At 43.2% G+C, this 19,630-nt stretch carries 19 protein-coding genes and 1 other RNA gene; 14 read left to right on the top strand and 6 right to left on the bottom strand.

Annotated features, from left to right (window positions below):
• Positions 1-54: 54 nt before the first annotated feature.
• Entirely contained in the window at positions 55-816 is a 762-nt protein-coding gene (locus GTU69_RS02770; RefSeq protein ID WP_166167750.1) for a ferredoxin--NADP reductase, read from the top strand.
• A gap of 161 nt (positions 817-977) precedes the next feature.
• Here GTU69_RS02770 and GTU69_RS02765 read toward each other — a convergent pair whose 3' ends face one another.
• The gene (locus GTU69_RS02765) at positions 978-1,400 is read right to left on the bottom strand and encodes a hypothetical protein (protein WP_086196104.1); all 423 of its coding nucleotides are present in this window, start codon (positions 1,398-1,400) and stop codon (positions 978-980) included.
• Between the two features lie 474 nt (positions 1,401-1,874).
• Between GTU69_RS02765 and GTU69_RS02760 the strand changes: the two genes are divergently transcribed.
• The 4 genes from GTU69_RS02760 (at position 1,875) to GTU69_RS02745 (ending at position 4,963) form a co-directional block, all read left to right on the top strand.
• A complete protein-coding gene (locus GTU69_RS02760; RefSeq protein ID WP_240921573.1) occupies positions 1,875-2,222 on the top strand; it encodes a hypothetical protein in 348 nt (115 codons plus the stop codon).
• A 218-nt stretch (positions 2,223-2,440) separates the two neighbouring features.
• On the top strand, positions 2,441-4,297 hold the full coding sequence (locus GTU69_RS02755; protein WP_086196022.1) for a mechanosensitive ion channel: 1,857 nt from the start codon (positions 2,441-2,443) through the stop codon (positions 4,295-4,297).
• Between the two features lie 215 nt (positions 4,298-4,512).
• A complete protein-coding gene (locus tag GTU69_RS02750; RefSeq protein ID WP_166167747.1) occupies positions 4,513-4,671 on the top strand; it encodes a hypothetical protein in 159 nt (52 codons plus the stop codon).
• A 139-nt stretch (positions 4,672-4,810) separates the two neighbouring features.
• Entirely contained in the window at positions 4,811-4,963 is a 153-nt protein-coding gene (locus GTU69_RS02745; protein ID WP_166167744.1) for a hypothetical protein, read from the top strand.
• A 15-nt stretch (positions 4,964-4,978) separates the two neighbouring features.
• Here the strand turns inward: GTU69_RS02745 and GTU69_RS02740 are convergent, their stop codons facing one another.
• Together GTU69_RS02740 and GTU69_RS02735 are read right to left on the bottom strand one after the other, a co-directional pair.
• Positions 4,979-6,178: an NAD(P)/FAD-dependent oxidoreductase gene (locus GTU69_RS02740; protein ID WP_086196021.1), complete on the bottom strand. Its 1,200-nt coding sequence runs from the start codon at positions 6,176-6,178 to the stop codon at positions 4,979-4,981.
• A gap of 54 nt (positions 6,179-6,232) precedes the next feature.
• Complete coding sequence (locus GTU69_RS02735) at positions 6,233-7,114, bottom strand: pyridoxal-phosphate dependent enzyme (protein WP_086196020.1); 882 nt, start codon at positions 7,112-7,114, stop codon at positions 6,233-6,235.
• A gap of 272 nt (positions 7,115-7,386) precedes the next feature.
• On the opposite strand from GTU69_RS02735, the gene GTU69_RS02730 reads away from it, so the two are divergent.
• From GTU69_RS02730 to GTU69_RS02715, 4 genes are all read left to right on the top strand, one after another.
• Positions 7,387-7,578, top strand: coding sequence for an NF038215 family lipoprotein (locus tag GTU69_RS02730; protein WP_086196019.1), 192 nt, complete (start codon positions 7,387-7,389; stop codon positions 7,576-7,578).
• Between the two features lie 426 nt (positions 7,579-8,004).
• The gene (locus tag GTU69_RS02725; RefSeq protein WP_086196018.1) at positions 8,005-8,628 is read left to right on the top strand and encodes a LysE family translocator; all 624 of its coding nucleotides are present in this window, start codon (positions 8,005-8,007) and stop codon (positions 8,626-8,628) included.
• A gap of 400 nt (positions 8,629-9,028) precedes the next feature.
• Positions 9,029-9,475 (top strand): ABZJ_00895 family protein, encoded by a 447-nt coding sequence (locus GTU69_RS02720; protein WP_086196017.1) that lies wholly within the window; start codon positions 9,029-9,031, stop codon positions 9,473-9,475.
• A gap of 71 nt (positions 9,476-9,546) precedes the next feature.
• A complete protein-coding gene (locus GTU69_RS02715) occupies positions 9,547-10,455 on the top strand; it encodes a TIGR01777 family oxidoreductase (RefSeq protein WP_166167858.1) in 909 nt (302 codons plus the stop codon).
• Here GTU69_RS02715 and thiO read toward each other — a convergent pair.
• Entirely contained in the window at positions 10,441-11,565 is a 1,125-nt protein-coding gene (thiO, locus tag GTU69_RS02710) for a glycine oxidase ThiO (protein WP_166167741.1), read from the bottom strand. The genes GTU69_RS02715 and thiO overlap by 15 nt on opposite strands.
• Positions 11,566-11,583: 18 nt before the next feature.
• A complete protein-coding gene (hemB, locus tag GTU69_RS02705; protein ID WP_166167738.1) occupies positions 11,584-12,597 on the bottom strand; it encodes a porphobilinogen synthase in 1,014 nt (337 codons plus the stop codon).
• Between the two features lie 102 nt (positions 12,598-12,699).
• Between hemB and GTU69_RS02700 the strand changes: the two genes are divergently transcribed.
• The 3 genes from GTU69_RS02700 (at position 12,700) to GTU69_RS02690 (ending at position 16,144) form a co-directional block, all read left to right on the top strand.
• Positions 12,700-13,200, top strand: a complete 501-nt coding sequence (locus tag GTU69_RS02700) for a thioesterase family protein (RefSeq protein ID WP_166167735.1) — start codon at positions 12,700-12,702, stop codon at positions 13,198-13,200.
• Positions 13,201-13,456: 256 nt separating this feature from the next.
• Complete coding sequence (locus GTU69_RS02695; RefSeq protein WP_166167732.1) at positions 13,457-14,608, top strand: HlyD family efflux transporter periplasmic adaptor subunit; 1,152 nt, start codon at positions 13,457-13,459, stop codon at positions 14,606-14,608.
• Between the two features lie 6 nt (positions 14,609-14,614).
• Positions 14,615-16,144 (top strand): DHA2 family efflux MFS transporter permease subunit, encoded by a 1,530-nt coding sequence (locus GTU69_RS02690; protein WP_086196011.1) that lies wholly within the window; start codon positions 14,615-14,617, stop codon positions 16,142-16,144.
• 50 nt (positions 16,145-16,194) lie between these two features.
• Here the strand turns inward: GTU69_RS02690 and glpK are convergent, their stop codons facing one another.
• Positions 16,195-17,679 carry a glycerol kinase GlpK gene (glpK, locus tag GTU69_RS02685; protein ID WP_086196010.1) on the bottom strand — a complete coding sequence of 495 codons (1,485 nt, stop codon included), beginning with the start codon at positions 17,677-17,679 and terminating at the stop codon, positions 16,195-16,197.
• Between the two features lie 132 nt (positions 17,680-17,811).
• On the opposite strand from glpK, the gene ssrA reads away from it, so the two are divergent.
• Both ssrA and GTU69_RS02675 read left to right on the top strand, forming a co-directional pair.
• Positions 17,812-18,171, top strand: a transfer-messenger RNA (tmRNA) gene (gene ssrA, locus GTU69_RS02680).
• Positions 18,172-18,351: 180 nt separating this feature from the next.
• Positions 18,352-19,581, top strand: coding sequence for a tyrosine-type recombinase/integrase (locus GTU69_RS02675; RefSeq protein ID WP_166167857.1), 1,230 nt, complete (start codon positions 18,352-18,354; stop codon positions 19,579-19,581).
• Positions 19,582-19,630: the final 49 nt, after the last annotated feature.

Here is a 19,630-nt window from a genome sequence, read left to right as displayed (position 1 = left end):
TAAATTATGTGGTCATGCTACCATGAGCACAGTCTTTCATGCCACGTTGAAATCATGTCAATTGAAAAATTTAGCTTAGAAAAAGTTTTATCTGTACATCGCTGGACCAATACCTTATTCAGTTTTACCATGACACGACCTGCACATTTTAAATTTACTGCAGGGCAGTTTGCACGTATTGGCCTAAAAGTGGGCGATGAACTGGTGGTTCGGGCTTATTCCGTGGTGTCATCTCCCTTTGATGAAACCCTGGAGTTCTTTTCAATTGTGGTGCCAGATGGTGCATTTACATCTAACCTGCAACATTTACAGATCGGTGATGAGCTGTACCTGGAAAAAATTCCTTATGGTTTTTTAACCTTGGCGCGTTATCAGCTCCCATTACCGCATGACTTGTGGCTACTCGCGACTGGCACAGGTTTGGCACCGTTTATTTCCATGCTACAAGACTTTGAAACCTGGTCGAAATATCAAAAGATCAATCTGGTTTATAGTGTGCGTACGGAAGCCGAACTGGCTTATGTCGAGCGTATTCAGGAAATAGCTGAAACCTTTGGCGAAGGTCATACGGGCTTTAAATTTGTCCCGATTATTACCCGGAATCCCGATGCAACGTTGCATGACCGTTTACCGGTATTGATTGAAAATGGTGAACTGGAAAAAGCGGTAGGGCTACAATTCAATGTAGATACCAGTCATGTGATGCTTTGCGGTAACCCACAAATGGTGGAAGATACCAAAGAAGCATTAAAAGCACGTGGCTTGAAAATGAACCGCCGTGGTGAAGGTAATATTGCGGTCGAAAATTATTGGTAATCGCATTTAGAGTTCCTCCCTTTTTAAAGGGAGGTTAGGAGGGATTAAAAGGAATAATTTATCTCGTGAAAATTGAATCCCCCTAAATCCCCCTTTTTCTAAGGGGGACTTTCTTTAGGCATAAAAAAACCTCCGTACAGGAGGTTTTTGATTGAAGTAGTTTAGTGGACAAACATATCAATAAATTCGCGGATTTCCTGAATTGCAGTTTCCACATCGCTGGTCAGCCAGGTAGGTTCAAATATACCGGCATAATGTTCAAGTCGTTCTTGGGGAACCACCAGACGGATCGGACATTCTTCTTCTAGTAAGCGCCAAGGAATAATGGGTACTTCATTGTCTATGAACGGGGCAATATTGCGAATGTCGATCACCATGGCATTGATGCATTCAGGAAACGGCATCACAGAAAATTCTTCGGTACGACGGCGGAAATATTCCAGATCACCCCATTTAAGCACATAACTTGGTTTACTAAATTCAATAATTCCAATGAGATGTTCATCACGAGTGTAATGCAAACAACATTGATGAGTGACGTCAGTGTCCAAATCAAGCGTTACAGATTGCTGACGATACGCCATAAAGTTAAGCAGCATGAAAAACGGTGCATAATTATAGCTTATTTTAAGCCTTTCAGCACCTAAAGCATGTTTCATCATGAAAGCTTAGACAGGTTTAAAAATCGGTTAATTTTCTTATTTTAAAAACCGCAACTTAAACCCCTATCTTTTGCATGGTTAAATTTTGCTGGGGCTTAAAGTAAAATAATAGTGTCTTGCTCCAGATATAAAAATGGAATAAAAGTCCTCTTTACTGCGATAAAAGCAACAGCAGCAGTAATATTAAAAGAGCTATAGAAAAGAATGATAGCCTGACTGAAAATTGAATCGACACAATCTTCTTGCCTTAAAATATTTAAACAGCTGTTTTCTGAATTGCTGTTTTTTAAGTGAAAATTACAAGTCTTCACCATGTCACTATGCTTTTATACATAATTCATCAGGAAATATGGTTAATATAAATACATGGAATGAGATAAAAAAAGGGGAAAAAACATGACACATGATTTTAATAAACCGCCTCATGTTACGAGTGAAGAAGAAAGATCTCAGAAAAAACGTTTGCCAGTGTATATCCTCCTTCTTGTGGGTGTATTCTTCATTGCCGTACTGGTTTACATGTTTGCCTATACTAAACCGCAATCATCAAATGCTCCTCCAGGACATCCTGACCCTAGTGCCCAACCTGCCACACCAAATAATACCGCCACTACCGGTACTGCAACGGCAACAGATGAGGCAGTCGCTACAGATGCCGATACTGTAACAGAACCGGGTGAAAAAAGTGCAATAGGTGAGGCTGACGATAATGTGGGGACAGGCATTAGTAACAAAAATCAGTAGGGATTCAAATCATTCATTTAAAGCTCTAATTTGAAAGGATTAGGGCTTTTTTGCAATCTAATGTGCGCTTTTGTTGTATTTATGCTGGTTTGTATTGAATAAAAAATAATCGAATTCTAATGTGTTCTTAACTTCATCATTTTAGGGTGAACTGAGCCAACATAACCCAGTATTCATCTATAGAAATTCAATAAGTAATAACAAGAGGACATGACAATATGAATGAGTATTTTTCTGGAGGCCCTAGAGGGGGTGAATTTGATGCGATGTATTATTGGAATCAGTTTCATCCTATTCTCGCTGCCATCGCCATTTTAATCATAGGTTGGATTGTTGCCCTTATTATTGCGGCAGGAATTAAAAAAGTTTTACAAAAGCTTGGAACAAATCAAAGACTTTCGGGTGCGACAGGACATCGCGCCAATATTGAAAGCATTGTTTCGCGTATTGTCTTTTGGATCGTGATGATCATTGCCGTTATAGGTGCTTTTAATGTGCTGAATCTCACCAGCGTGAGTGGGCCATTTAGCAATATGATTCAGCAATTCCTGTTATTTATTCCTCAACTTTTGGCGGCTATTGCGGTCGGTTTTATTGGCTGGATTGTAGCAAATCTGGTCAAGATGGGGCTACAAAAACTGTTGGACAGAACTGAACTGGACGAAAAATTAAGTGCTGATGTGGGCGTCAGTCCTATTAGCCAAAACATTAGCGAGATTGTGTATTGGCTGATTTTGTTATTGTTCCTGCCAATTGTACTGTCTATTTTAGGCTTAACCGGCTTGCTTGTTCCAGTACAGAACATGGTGAATGAAGTTGTTTCATTCTTGCCGAATATCTTTATTGCTGCTGTGATTGTATTTGTTGGTTATATTCTGGCAAAAATTGTACGCGGTATTGTTGAAGGTCTGGTGGGCAGTTTGAATCTCCAGCAACATGCCCAGAAAATCGGGATGTTTAAAAATTCTAATCTGTCACAGGTACTGGGCTCATTTGTCTTTGCGATTATTATCATTACCGCCCTAATTATTGCCTTCGAAGCTTTAGGCATTCAGGCAATTTCACAACCGGCCACAGCCATGTTGTACGAAATCATGAATGCCATTCCGCATATTATTGCAGCGGCTCTGATTCTTATTCTGGCTTATGTGGTATCGCGCTTTGTGGCTAAACTGGTGGTAGACATTGTCTCTGGAACGGGCGTGGATGAAATTCCTGCCAAAATGGATGCACAACGCTTTTTAGGCAAGACCAAAGTATCTTCAATTATTGGTTACCTGATTGTGTTCTTTACCATGTTGTTTGCGGTATCTGAAGCAGCGAACCGGCTTGGTTTTGAGCAGATCAGTGCACTGATTTCGATGTTTATCCAGTTCGGTGCCAATATCCTGCTCGGTGCAGTGATTCTGATGATTGGCTTCTGGCTTGCTAATCTGGTCGCCCAAGTGATTGGACGAGGTGAATATGTCAGTTCACGCTGGCTGGCAAATCTTGTTCGTATATTGATTATGGGACTGGTGATTGCTATGGGGTTGCGTGCAATGGGTATTGCCGATTCCATCGTCAATCTGGCCTTCGGTTTAACCTTGGGAGCCGTCGCTGTTGCCTTCGCATTGGCTTTTGGTTTAGGTGGGCGAGATCCGGCACAACGTGTCTTGACCGACTTGATTGATAAATGCAAAAAAGAGGCGAAGCAGCCTAATCCGCATCAGGAAAATTCAAGACCAGGTTCTGATACTTCAGTACATAAATCTTCTGAATTGGAAATCGATGGCGGAGTACCAGCAACCTCTACTTCTAACAAACCTGTAACGGTGAGTTCATTTCCAATCTCAGATCAAAAAGAAACGCTCACTCCTGATTTATCTAACCCAACTCCTGCCTCATTAACCACTGCACCACAAGAGGCACAAAAAACGGATTCAGATCAGAGTATTCCGGATTCTGTTCGTGTTGATCCCAAGCATCCGCCAGTAAATAATCCTTTTGGATCCACGGGGGAAAAAGAGTCTGATGTCGATCTTAAGAGTGACAAAGGTCCAAATAATCCTGGCTCCAGTGATGATAAAAAATAATCGCTAGAACCAGAAAAATCCACTACATGAGCACAAACAAAGCGCTGCTTTGTTTGTGCATAAGGGATGGGGATGTTTTTTGCAGCTCTATTGTTATGAAGCGGTCAGTAAAATGACTGAATTTTCTATTGCAAGCCTGAGACTCGTTAAAAAAATGTATTGTCAAAATTAGGGACGGATCGTCAACAGACCCTAATTCTGAACAGGAGAGCAAAATGAGTAAAAGAGAACCGAATAAGTTTCTTATACCAATTGTAATCGCAGGTATAACAGTTGGGTTTCTTATGAGTGCATATAAATTTATATTTGCCAAACTTAAAGTTGAATATCAACAGAAAAGCCCAGAATATCGAGAAAATTTAGATAAAAAATAATCAATAAATGCTCGATTGTTGGCATGTATTATGCTAAATATAATTGTAATATTTCAAGAATATAAAGACTTAGTTTTAATATTCTTGAAATATTCATCATTCTATACTAGGACGTATAAATAATTATTGAGGGGAAATTATGATGTTAGTTAAGAAACTTTTAGGTTTAGTCGGGCAAGCATTTCAACAAGACTGCCAACATACACAAGCAGTTGCAAAGATGGATCAAGCAATTGTGCGTATGCAGCAGAAGCAGCATATTGAAATTTTACGTACGGACTATTTAGAATAATTTAGTTGCAATGGATTAAACATATTGCGATGCGGCATGTGCAGAGGCCCATGCCCATTGAAAATTAAACCCGCCTAAATGACCAGACACATCCAGAACTTCACCGACAAAGTACAAGCCTTTCTGTTTCTTACTTTCCATGGTCTTGGACGATACTTCCGTGGTATCTACACCACCCAAAGTCACTTCCGCAGTCCGGTAGCCTTCAGTTCCAGACGGTTTCACTTCAAAATGCTGTAGATGTTTGGCAATCTGTTCCAGTTTATCGTCACTCAAATTACCGATTGCTATATCGGCCAGTTCTGCCCATATGAGATTTTGCAGTTCCAGCACCACACTTTTTGGCAAATGCTCATTCAACAGGGTACGTAGCAGCACTTTAGGCTGGCTGGATTTTTTAGCTTTAAAAAATTCTACCAAGTCGAGGTAAGGCAGAAAATTGATATTAAAGCTTTGACCGACATTCCAGTAGTTAGAAAGCTGTAATGAACTTGGACCACTTAAACCACGATGGGTAAACAGCAAGGCTTCAGTAAAACTGTTTAAATCATTGGATAGGGTGGCATCGACCGCATTACCGCTTAAACGGGTAGTCACTTCTTTAAACTGGTCGGAAAAAGTAAAGGGCACCAAGCCTGCACGGGTCGGGTGCACATGATGGCCGAACTGTTTGGCAATCTCATAACCAATACCCGAGCCGCCAAGTGTAGGAACAGACAAACCACCCGTTGCCACAACCACAGATTCAGCCTGAAAATAACCTAAAGTAGTTGCAACTTGGAAACCTTGCTCATTCACTGCCGTCACTGCTTTGACTTCACAACCGGTTTTAATGTCGACCAGACCGGTTTTGTCACATTCAGCCAGCAGCATAGCCAAAATTTCTTTGGCACCCTTTAAGGTAAATAACTGACCGTGTTTGCGCTCTTCATATTCAATCCCGTGTTCACACACCAGACCAATAAAGTCCCAGTTGGTATAGCGGCTTAAGGCCGAGATTACGAAGTGCGGATTATGTGAAATATAGTTTTCAGGTTCGACGTACAGGTTGGTAAAATTACATTTACCACCACCGGACATCAGAATTTTTTTACCCACCTTGTTGGCTTTTTCCAGTACCACAACTTTACGACCACGCTGGGCCGCCATAAATGCCAACATCAGACCGGATGCACCTGCACCTAAAACAATGACATCATACTGATTTGTAGACATGAGCAACCCGCGGGAGATAAAAACAGGGCATTATAGACAATTTTGCGCTCAATTTCAGGATAGATCTGCATCTGGATGCCGACCTTGCAGACCACCCGTATGAATTACCAGAATACGGCTGCCTGCCGGAAAATGGTTTTGGGCAATTAAATCCATCAGACCGTACGTCATCTTCGCAGTATAAACCTGCTCTAAAGGAATGTGGTGCTCGGCTTCAAAGCACTGCATAAACTGTAATAGCTCAGAACTGGTCTTGGCATAACCGCCACAGCAATAGGCATCGGTGATTTTCCAGTTTTTCTTTGTTGTCCATTGCTCGACATCCGACTTTAAAAAATCGCCTTTTAAGGCCGAAAAACCCAGCACAGTTTGATGAGCAGCACTGGCTTCAATTAATCCTGTAATTGTTCCGCCTGTTCCAACGGCACAGCAGATCACATCATAATTGTGTTGGTCTCCGGCTGTTAAAATTTCCTTGCAGCCCTGAATGGCAAGAGAATTGGTTCCACCTTCGGGAATGATGTAATGCTCTGGATAGCTCTGTTGTAATTGTGCAAGAAAATCAGAACTGGTTTTTTCACGATATTGTTGGCGGGAGACAAAATGCAGTTGCATACCAGATTGTTGCGCTGTGGCAAGGGTAGGATTGAGTGCTTTATCTTTGAGTTCTTCACCGCGAATAATGCCTACACTGGCAAAGCCAAACAGATGTGCTGCATAAGCGGTGGCAGCAATATGATTGGAGTAGGCACCGCCAAAAGTCAGGACTTTTTTAAAGCCTTGCTGCTCTGCTTCCAGAAAATTGTATTTCAGTTTAAAAAACTTGTTGCCCGAAATTTGAGGATGAATCTGATCCAAACGCTTCACAGTCACTGTAACGGGGGCATTCAGCTGAATGTGCTGATAAGTGACTGACTGGGCAATATGGTCAAACATTTCATTATGGTCCATAAATATGAGATTGTATTGTACGTAAAATAGGAGGATCTATGGCACGCTGTTTTCATCAGGATCATCAAAGTGATATTTTAATATAAGGAGTGACCTGACAATAGTTATTGAAGATTTTTGTTCTTGCTCATATTCATAGAAGCCTTATTTGTAAATATATCTTAAATAATTGAATTAAAATGATAAAAATAATGATTGAAAAATACTCATTAGTGTTAATCTAAAAGATATAACAATGATGAAAAAGAGGATATGTGATGAAGACGCTATCCGTGGGTTTATCTGTTTGCGTGCTGCTATTGCTGACAGCATGTGATGCGAAAGATGATTATAATAAGCCAAAAACCGAAGTTCGTAGCATGATTATTGGCGGTGTGCCGGTGCATGATCAAGATTATCGGCTTGCTCCGCTTGGCGCACGTGAAATCCAGCCAATGGCTCAAGAGTAAACTGAGCGGAAACCGATATTTAATCTCGCGCTAAATCAAGCTTGACCTGCCAATTGGCAGGTCTGAATTGATATGTATCTAAAAAATTATTACTGAAATGATGTGCTGATTTTTTTCTATTTGAGTACTGTCATAAAAATATATGTATGCAGCTAATTTCATTGTAACTGTAACGATCTTTACCATATAAACCTTTATTTTATATTCTTCCATATCTATCGCTACGCAGCAGCCATACTTCTGTTCATTTCATCCATTTTCTAATAAATGAGGGATTTGATGTGCCTACTTAGTGATTTATTAGGTGATTGATTTAATTCTTGGTGAATGATGCGGTGAAATTCTGAAAAAGAGGTGAAATTCAGGGAGATATTCAGCCTTTTAAATTGTAAAATTGCCGAGGAATTAATTTCAGTAGGTGGACTTGTGGAATCATTTTGGATTTTGGGCTCAATTGCATTTGCCTTAATGTTAGGTGCAATGAGTCCTGGACCGACTTCGATTTATGTCGCTAAAAATTCAATTGCGATTTCACGTCAGCATGGTGTGTTTACCGCTTTAGGTACAGGCACAGGTGCTGCCATTTTTGGCTTGTTGGCCGTACTCGGATTACAGGCATTTTTATTGGCGGTGCCATCTGCCTATCTGGCTTTAAAAATCTGCGGTGGCATATATCTACTCTGGTTGGCTTTTAAAATTATTAAACATGCCAAAGAACCGATTGAATCTGAGCATAGTTCGCAAGCCCAAATGTCCTTACGCCGTGCATTTACTACAGGCCTGATTACTCAGCTTTCCAATCCGAAAATTGCAATTGTGCTGGCCAGTATTTTTACTGCACTTTTACCCAAAGAAATTCCGACTTATTATTATTTTGTGTTACCCATTTTGTGCTTTTTTATTGATGCAGGGTGGTGCTCACTGGTTGCAGTGGCCTTGTCGGCAGAAAAGCCACGTCGTGTCTATTTGAAATTTAAAGCAGGTTTTGACCGTGCTGCAGGCGGCATCATGACTTTACTGGGCTTGAAGTTAATCTTTGGAATGAAATAAATCACGGCATGGGTAAATCAATTTTGAATGGTTTACTCATTTGTTATTTTATAAAAAGAGTGATTTATGCAAGAAGTGTATAAATCTATTCCCAGACTTAACGTTAGGATTAAAATAGAATGTAGAAAATAAAAGACCGACGATTCGAGTGATGATGAAATCGTCGGTCAAAAAATCTGTTGCAAGTTTTAGCTTGGGCTGCTGTTCCTAACTAAAACTTGAAACCAAGTTTATTGCTTTAGAAAAGTTCACCGAAAATATTGTGGATGCCGGTACAAATTAACGGTTCATGAACTTCATACCTTATATAACGCAGAGCTTTACAGATTGGTTGACAATAAAATGAAAAAAAACTCATTTTTTTTTATACTGATCATCTAAAAGTTGCTTATGCAGGCTCATTGTGTCATTAACCCGATATTTTTTATGGTTTTTTCTCTTCTGTTTTATTTTTACCTGTATCTGTGGTGTATTGGCTGCTTTACTGCCAACCGGCATGGGCGGAATTCTGACCATTGTGCCTTATTTAACAGCCATGATTTTAGTGCTGTATAAGTTTTTAAAACAACAACGACGAGCACCAACCGCTCAAGAACAAAAAAAAATTACTTTGGGGTTTAGCCTGATTTTCTGGGGCTATAACCTGGCCTTTTTATTGCTCGGCATTGTCCTTTTTGCCAAGAATGATCCCGAAGTTTGGCAGAATTTTCTTTTATATCTCAAAAATACACAATTTATGAGTATGGTACTGATCATGGTCTTGCTCGTTGCCATTCCACTTTATCTTTTGACCTATTGGTTTTATGGTAAACAGGCGAAGCGCATGGCGCAAAAAATGTTTGGCTAAACGACCCTGATGTAGGCTTGAGTTTTATACCGTCTTGATCTATAGATAAGAAAAACATGAGTACGTCTAAAATGCAAAAAGCATGTGTCTTGATTACCGGGGGCAGTGGTTTTATCGGCTCGCATCTGTTGTCTTATTTGCTGGCTCGTGATTATGCCGTGGTGGGACTGACCCGCCAGAAAAATAAACGCTCAAATCATCCCGATCTGACCTGGATTCAGCATTTAGATGAACTAAAAACCGACCGCATTGATTATGTCATCAACCTGGCTGGTGAAAGTATTGGACAGGGACGCTGGACAGCGAAAAGAAAACAACAACTGATGAAGAGCCGGGTAGAAACCACGCAGCAGCTCTATCGATACCTGGAAAAAAGACAGATTTTTCCAAAGCGGATTATTTCCGGTTCCGCAGTCGGATATTACGGTATAGATCCGACTGAACAATGGTTAGAAACATATACAGAACTGTCTGCACCACAGTCTATTTTTATGTCGGAATTGTGCCAGTTATGGGAGCAGGCAGCCCTCAGTTTTACGCAGCAAAAAACCAAGATTATTCGTCTTGGCATTGTGTTTGGGAAAAATGGCGGAATTTTACCGCGTATGTTATTCCCCATTAAACTGAATCTGGTGGGACAGATTAGACATGGGCGGCAACCTGTAGTCTGGGTGCATGTGCAAGATGTGCTGCGTGCCATCGAATTTTTAATGCTCAATGAAACTGAAGCACAAATATTTAATCTCGTGTCACCTGAAAAAGTCTCGCAAGCGCAGTTTGTTAAAACAGCGGCACAAGTTTTAAAACGTAAACCTGTGTTCTTTTTACCGGCTTTCGTGTTGCGATGGATGCTGGGTGAGCAGTCACAACTGGTATTAAATGGTCAATATGTCGCGTCCATAGCCCTGCAAGAGGCCGGTTTTGAGTTTAAATATCCGACCTTGAACAGCGCTTTAGAAGATATATTAGTGAACCATTAACTCTGCTTCAGATTTGAGACGCGCAGGGCTATAAGCTGCCGGGTTTACGAGAGGAGTTTGGCCCAGCATCAGCTGTCTGAGCAATTGTGCAGAGGCAGGCCCCATACATAAGCCGTTACGGAAATGTCCAAAGTTGGCCCACAAATTTTCCATCTCGGGTATTTTGCCGACGTAAGGAATACCCGTTGGGGAGCCGGGTCTTAAACCGGCCCACTGTTTTTCGATAGGGAACGCTGCCAGTTCGGGAACCATCTCGAAACAGGCTTCTAAAATTTTCTGCTTGGTTGCTACTGTTGGGGTGGTGTCAAAACCGCAATCCGCCATGCTGGAACCACAGACCACATGACCGTCCAGACGTGGAATTAAATACATCACATCATTCATGCACATGGTCGGTAACCAGTTTGCCGGGGTTTTAAACAGCACCATCTGTCCCTGAACCGGACGAACTGGAATCTCAAGATCCAGTTGTTCAGACCAGCGCTGCGACCATGCGCCGGTGGTGATCACAAACTGATCCGCATCATAAGTTTTGCCATTTTTAGCAGCTACGGACTGGACTTGGCCATTGGCGATATTGAACTGCTCAATCGGGCAGTGTTCAATAAATTCGACTTGTGGATGCTGCTTTAAATAGGCCACCATGGATTGCAGTAAGCGCGGGTTTCTGACATTGGCAATCTGGGGGAAATAAATGGCGTGTTGAAATTTGGCGTCAATAAAAGGATTTAGCTGTTCAATCTGTTCCTGTTGTAAATATTCACATTGCTGCATTGGTTCCTGAAACTGCTCGGCATAATTCAGACCGCTTTCAAAATCAGCTTCATCAAAAATCAGCATACCGCTTTCATGAATTTCAAAATCAATGCCTGACACAGGCTTTAACTTTTTGTTCCAGTCTAAATACAATGACTTGCCATATTGCGCCAGCTGATTTACGGCTTGCGGATAGCGCCACGGATACATCGGGGAGAGAATCCCACCACCCGCCCAGGAGGCAGCTTTTCCTGCCTCCTGCTGATCGAAAATCATCACGGAACATCCCTGTTCCACCAGCTCTAGAGCAGACAGCAGACCGCTAATGCCTGCTCCAATAATGGCAATTTTCATCGCTTAGACCACAAATCCTTATTTCATGTCTTTTAGTTTAAGAGCCGCTTCTTCGGCAAAGTAGGTCCAGATGCCATCAGCACCGGCACGGCGGCAACTCATCAGTGATTCAATAATCACGCTGTCGGACAGCCAGCCATTTTGAATGGCACCCGCCAGCATGGCATATTCACCGCTGACCTGATAAACGAAAGTCGGCACGCCAAAGGTATCTTTCACTTCACGGACGATATCCAGATAAGGCATACCCGGTTTAACAATCACCATGTCTGCACCTTCCTGAATATCCAGGGCAATTTCATGCAGCGCTTCGGCACGGTTACCGATGTCCATCTGGTAATTGTACTTGTTGCCACCTTTCAGGTTCGTCGATGAACCGACTGCATCACGGAATGGACCGTAAAAACTGGAGGCATATTTGGCTGAATAAGCCATGATATTGGTATAGATATGACCGTTGGCTTCCAGCGCATTACGAATAGCACCAATACGGCCATCCATCATGTCACTCGGCGCAACCACATCTGCACCGGCTTCAGCATGACTTAAGGCTTGTTTAATCAGGCATTCTACCGTTTCATCATTTAGCACATAGCCTGTGTCATCAATGATGCCGTCCTGACCATGCGTAGTATACGGGTCTAAAGCACCATCTGTGATCAGTACCATTTCTGGCAATTCTTTTTTTAGCAGGCGAACGGTATTTTGGACCAGACCGTCCTCACGCCATGCAGCTTCGGCGGACAGACTTTTGTCTTCTTGTGGAGTAACAGGGAAGAGCGCTAATTTAGAAACGCCCAATTCTAGTAGACGTTCGGATTTTTTTAACAGTAGGTCGGCAGACAGACGCTGTACATTCGGCATACTTGGAATGTCTTGGGTTTGGTTCTGCCCCGGAAGGACGAATACTGGGTAAATGAGATGATCGGTCGTCAGCTGGGTTTCGCGTACCATGGCACGTAATTGGTCATTTTTACGGATGCGGCGCATGCGGGTAGCGGGAAATGCTGGACGATTGAACGTATAGGTCATAACAATCTCAATGATCAGTATTAAACTTTGGCTATTGTAGCCCTAGAATATGTTTTTGGGTGATGTTTAACAGATTTTTATTCAATCAGGAAATTCGAGCGAATGGTAAACGAAACAGAAAAAAGTTGGACCGGTCATATACATTTCGGCTCGAAAGTTGATATTGATGTATTGCTGAACCAGTTATGCAAGGCTTTTAATAAATCTCCTTTTTTTCAGCACAATGGCATGAACATGCGGGTAGTGGATGGGCAGATTGAAGCCCATATCGACATGCAGCCGTATATGATTGGCAATGTGGCATTTCAGATTTTGCATGGCGGTGTTGCGGCGACCATTTTAGACAGTATTGGCGGGATTGTGGCGATGGGGGAGCTGTACAAGAAAGCCACTCCTGATGATTTGCCCGAGACGATTAAGAAGGTATCCCGTTTGGCAACAGTTGATATGCGGGTCGATTATCTTGCACCGGGTCGCGGCAATTCTTTTACTGCACGTGCCGAGACTTTGCGTTTAGGTCGGAAAGGTTGCACCATGCGCATGACCTTAGTCAATGATGAAGGCAAAGCGATTGCAACCGCCATCGCTTCTTATGCTTATTAAATTTGTTTGAAGCCAGCTAAGCAGAAGTCAGGTCAATATGTGGCATTGAATGAAAATCCGGTGCTGAATTTGTTTTGGAAACTGGTGAGTTACATTTTTATTCTCAAAATATGATTTTTTACTCTTAAAATGCATCAAAAATTTTTACAAGAATAACGTCTCATCAAGATGAGCTTACTACGATCTAGATGCCTATTGTCAAGGTGGCAGATCAGGGCTGCTTGCTGATGGGGGCTGTTGGATTTAGGAAACATGCATGACAGATGTTCAAATTACGCCGTCAGATGCTCAACAGTCTGAACAGGTGACTGACCAGCAACTCAAGGCAAAACGAAAAAAGGCTTTGGGATTTGTGGCACTGATTTTAATCCTTGCTGTGATTTTATATGCCATCTGGACATTATTTTTCAATCATTCTGTTGATACCGATAATGCCTATGTAGGTGCAGAAACGGCCTCAATCACTTCTATGGTCACCGGACAAGTCGAACAGGTATTGGTCAGTGATACTCAAACGGTCAAAAAAGGTCAGTTGCTGGTTCGAGTTGATCAGCGCGATGCGGAAATCGCTCTTGCTGCAGCCAAAGCAGAACTGGTCAAGGCACAGCGTCAATATAAACAGACGCAAGCCAATAGCAGCTCACTGAATTCACAAATTTTTGTCAGTGATGATGCGATTCATAGTGCTGAAGCCAAAGTGGCCGAGGCCAAAGCTGAAATGGATAAGGCACAAGATGATTTAAGCCGTCGTGAAAAACTCAGTGCCTCTGGCGCCATTTCTAAAGAAGAACTCAGTACGGCACAAAGCGCACTGAATACCGCCAAAGCGGTTTATGAATCGGCACAAGCCGGTTTGGCACAAGCTAAATCCAGCCAAAAAGCGGCACAAAGCAATTTGGCGGCCAATGAAGCACTGATTCGCGGCGCCAATGAAAATAGCACGCCTGATGTTTTGGTGGCACAGGCCAAATTAAAGCAGGCTGTGTTAGATCTGGAGCGTACTGAAATCAAGGCTCCTTTTGATGGGGTGGTGACACGCCGTAATATTCAGGTTGGTCAGCGTGTGGCACCGGGCACTGTCCTGATGATGGTGGTGCCGACCTCACAACTGTATGTTGATGCCAACTTTAAAGAAAGCCAGCTGGAAAAAGTCCGTCCCGGTCAAAATGTAATCCTGACTTCTGACTTGTATGGAGATTCCGTTGAATATCACGGCACGGTACAAGGCTTCTCTGGCGGAACCGGTTCAGCCTTTGCGCTGATTCCGGCACAAAATGCGACGGGTAACTGGATTAAGGTGGTTCAGCGCTTGCCGGTTCGCATCAAGCTTGATTCTAAAGAACTGGCTGAACATCCGTTACGGGTGGGACTGTCTATGGAAGCGAAGATCGATTTGTCTTCGAAGTAGTCATTTATGAATAACTACGCTCCTATACCGAACCTGACTGGCGGCCGCCTGCTTCTGGCAGCATTTGTACTGGCCTTTGCCAATTTTATGGTCGTGCTGGACATGACCATTGCCAATGTCTCGGTTCCGCATATTACCGGTAGCCTTGCGGTTTCTGCATCGCAAGGGACCTGGGTGATTACCTCCTATGCCGTTGCCGAAGCCATTTGTGTGCCTTTAACCGGCTGGCTGGCTGGACGCTTTGGCACGGTCCGGATCTTTGTCATCAGCCTGTTCGGTTTTACCTTATTTTCTGTGTTATGCGGTTTATCCACCAGTCTGGAAATGCTGGTATTTTGCCGAATTGGACAAGGCCTGTTTGGCGGGCCGATTATGCCGCTCAGTCAAACCCTGCTGATGCGTATTTTCCCACCGGAGAAACAGTCGCAGGCGATGGGCATGTGGGCCATGACTACAGTTGTTGGACCCATTTTGGGGCCAATTCTGGGCGGGACTATTAGTGATAACTGGTCATGGCACTGGATTTTCTTTATCAATATCCCGGTCGGGTTGGGCTGTGCATTTGCTGCAATGCGTTTGCTGAAATCTGCTGAAACAGCAACCAATACACTCAAAATTGATATGGGCGGATTAATGCTTCTGATTTTATGGATTGGGGCATTGCAGCTGATGCTGGATTTAGGCCATGAGTATGACTGGTTTAATCATCCCTTTATTGTTATTTTGGCCATGATTGCCTTGATCGGGCTCATCGTTTTTACCATTTGGGAACTCACCGAGTGCCATCCGGTAGTGAATATCCAGATCTTTAAATATCGTGGATTTACCATTTCCGTTTTGGCTTTAGCCTTTGGTTTTGGGGCCTTTTTTGGCAGTATTGTCATGATTCCACAATGGTTACAGGTGAATCTTGGCTATACCGCCACTTGGGCAGGTTATTTGACTGCAACCATGGGTTTTGGCAGTTTGCTGATGTCGCCCATTGTGGCCAAACTGGCGACCAAATATGATCAGCGGGCTTTGGCCAGTTTTGGTTTATGTCTGCTGGGCGGGGTGACCCTGATGCGGGCCTTCTGGACTACTGAAGCCGACTTTATGGCCTTGGCATTGCCGCAAATCTTGCAAGGTTTTGCCGTACCGTTTTTCTTTATTCCACTCTCCAATATGGCTCTGGCTTCAGTATTGCCGCAAGAAATGGCTTCTGCTGCCGGTTTGATGAACTTCCTCAGAACCATGGCCGGGGCAATTGGAGCGTCGATTGCCGTTACCATTTGGGATGATCATGCAAAGGTGGCACGTAGCGAGATGGCCGGAAGCTTGCATGTGGATGAGGTGCAAAATACGCTGACCCAAAGAGGAATGAGTCCAGAAAGCAGTTTGGGCTATATTTCGAGTCTGGTCGATAAAGAAGCATCTACCTTATCTGCTAACCATGTATTTTTAATTCTGGCGCTGGTGTTTGTTTTTGCCGCACTGATTATCTGGCTATGTCCAAAACCCAAAAATGGTGTCACCGGTGGTGGACATGCACATTAATCAAAAACCGCTTTTCGAAGCGGTTTTTGATTATCTTGGATATGAAGATATTAAATATCTGATTTAGCACGCTTTAATGCAGTTTGCCATTTGCTTAGATGAAACTGGCGCTGGTCTTGATTCATATTGGGTTCAAAAGCCCGCTCCAGTTGCCATGATGCAGAAATATCTGACATGCTGGAAAATACGCCAGCTTTTAATCCGGCCATGGCTGCTGCACCCCAAGCGGTAGATTCCAGCATTTTAGGGCGCAATACCGGCACATTTAAGATATCTGCCTGAAACTGCATCAGCATGTCATTGCTACTCGCACCGCCATCGACGCGCAGTTCCTTTAAGGGATGGGTAATATCGGATTGCATGGCCATCAGGACATCGGAGACCTGAAAGGCTATCGATTCCAAAGCTGCACGGGCAATATGGGCTTTATTGGTCCCACGGGACATGCCGCAGAGCAGGGCACGGGCATCACTGTCCCAATGCGGAGCACCGAGTCCGGTAAAAGCCGGCACCAAAACTACGCCGTCGGTATCTTTTACCTGACAAGCCAGCTGTTCGACTTCACGACTGTTTTGAATAATCCCTAAACCATCACGTAACCATTGCACAATGGCACCCGCCATAAATACACTGCCTTCCAATGCATAAGTGGTTTTTTCATGACATTGCCAGGCTAAGGTGCTCAAGAGCTTGTTGTGGCTAAATTGCACCTGATGCCCCGTATTGAACAGCATGAAGCAACCCGTGCCATAGGTATTTTTTGCACTACCCACTTCAAAGCAGGACTGGCCAAACAGGGCCGATTGCTGATCGCCCAAAATTCCCATAATTGGGATATTTGCGCCCAATAAACCTGTAGCCGTGTCTGCCATATAGCTATCCGAAGCAATAATTTGCGGCAGAACTGAACGCGGGATATTAAACAGCTGTAGCAATTCTTCATCCCAGGCCTGAGTTTGCAGATTCATCAGCATAGTACGGGAGGCATTGCTGGCTTCAATGACATGTTCTGTACCTTGGGTCAGATTCCACATCAGCCAGCTATCGACTGTTCCAAAAGCCACATGTCCCTGTTGTGCCAGATCACGCAGACCTTCGATATTTTCCAGCAACCAGACCAGTTTTCCGGCACTGAAATAAGGGTCAATCAATAAACCGGTTTTCTGCTGGATTTTATTCTGTAAATTTTTTTGCAGAAGCTGATTACACCATTCAGTTGCACGTCGATCTTGCCAGACAATTGCAGGGGCAAGCGGCTTGCCATTGCGTTTATCCCAAACCATGGTGGTTTCACGCTGATTAGTCAGTCCAATGGCTTTGATATCTTTGGCCAGAATACGGGCCGAGGCGAGGGCCTGCTGCACAACTGCAATTTGTGTGGTCCAGATTTCCTGTGCATCCTGTTCTACCCAGCCTGAATGTGGGGTAGAGATATGTATTTCACGCTGAGCTGTTGCTTGAACTTTTCCCTGTTCATTGAAGATAATCGCACGGCTAGAGGTGGTTCCCTGATCGAGTGCAAGTAAATAGCTCATAATTTTTTTCTTTTATAGGACTTGAAAAATAAAATATTAGCGCAATTATTGAATTAATCGCATCTGTTTGTGTAAATGTTTAAAAAACTCGCTGCGGGTTTAAACATTTATGTTATGATTGCGGTCTACTTTGGGGATGTTTCTGGCTTCGACGCTGGTGATGAAACTCATAGATGCATGTCGAGAGCGCATTTTCTCTCGTAAATCAAATTTGCATTTTAATAGTCGCAAACGACGAATCATACGCTCTAGCTGCCTAAGGGCAGCTTGTCCGCCTCTCCAAATACTTGTGGTTAGAGAGTCCGACTGAAGCGCACGCACACAAGTCCGTATAAAGCCAAGCCTCGGGGCTTTGTACTAAACTTAGAGGATCGCGATTTGTACCCTGTTCGTCGGGTCACAAAGAGTTAAAACAATAGACGATATCTAAGCATGTAGTATTCTCGAGCGTAGTGCTGGCGGACGCGGGTTCAACTCCCGCCATCTCCACCAAATACCTAACAAGACATGGCAAAATATGCCAAGTCTTAAAACGAAAAGGCTTGATTCTAAAGGGATTGAGCCTTTTTTCTTGCCTGAACATAACCAAATATAACTAGCTACAGTGTACATGCACGGTGTACACTGCCTTGTACATTGCACATTTTATTGAACTCACGGGTGTACAAGCTCATGAAAAGAACAGATATAAAACGCCGACCATTATCAGACACCGTTTTAGCTAACCTTGAACCTGAATCAAAAGAATATCGGGAGCTGGACGGCGAGGGTTTATATTTTCGTGTGAAGCCTGATGGCAAAAAGGCTTGGTTATTCAGATATAAGAAAGCAGATGGCAAATGGTCGTGGCTTGGAATCGGAACTTATCCCGAACTTTCAGGAGCAGGTGCAAGGAAGAAAGCGCGAGAGATAATCAAAGATATTTCACACGGCGATAATCCAATCATTACCAAGCAGGAACGTAAACGGCAAGAACTGGAACAGAATAATGCCACCTTTGAAGTATTGGCCCGTGAATGGTTAGACACCAAAGTAGACACATGGGTACAGGACACCATGACCAGAAACAAAGGTGCATTAGAAAAACATATATTCCCAATTTTCGGCAAACGCTTGTACACCACCATCAAACCGATTGAATGGATGAATCATCTAAAAGGTATTCAACAAGAGCAGGGCATATATGAACAGGTAAACCGAGTTCGTGCCATGTGCCGTGATATATACGATTTTGCAAAGGTGACTGGGCGAATAGATTACAACCCAGTGGAAGGCATCCAAAAATATCTGCAACAAGGTAAAAAGGAAAATATGGCTCATGTGACTGAGCAGGAACTACCTACATTATTAAGAGCTATCAATAATTACCCATCACTGGATGTACGGATGGGCCTACAGCTTTTAACTATGTTGTTTTGCCGACCTACTGAATTAAGGGAAGCCAAATGGGAGGAGTTCGATCTAGAGCAAGGACTGTGGAATATTCCCGAATACCGCATGAAGAAACGCCGTGAGCATGTTGTACCTTTATCAACTCAAGCAGTGGCGATATTAAAAGAATTACAGACCTACCAAACCAATTCTGAGTATTTATTTCCGAGCAGATCGGACAAGAACAAGCCGAAATCAGACACAGTTTTTATTATGGCCTTGCGCCGTATGGGATATGAGGGCAGACAGACACCACATGGATTTAGGCACATTGCCAGTACCTTATTAAACAATCGTGGTTTTGATGAACGTCACATTGAGGCAGCACTGGCCCATGTAAAGGATGGCGTGGCAGGGGTGTACAACAAGGCGCAATACCTACAAGACAGGGCAAATATGATGCAATGGTATGCAAATCATTTAGAAGAAATTGCAGATCAAAGCATTATTCAATTTAAAAAGGCCAAGTGACAGAGCTTGTCGCTCACTTACCTAAATATACACAATCATAATTAAATAT

Origin of the sequence: Acinetobacter sp. SA01 (genome assembly GCF_011319235.1) — a bacterium.
GTDB lineage: Bacteria > Pseudomonadota > Gammaproteobacteria > Pseudomonadales > Moraxellaceae > Acinetobacter.
Note: the sequence above shows the minus strand (reverse complement) of the source record. Positions and strands in the feature narration are given on the sequence as shown.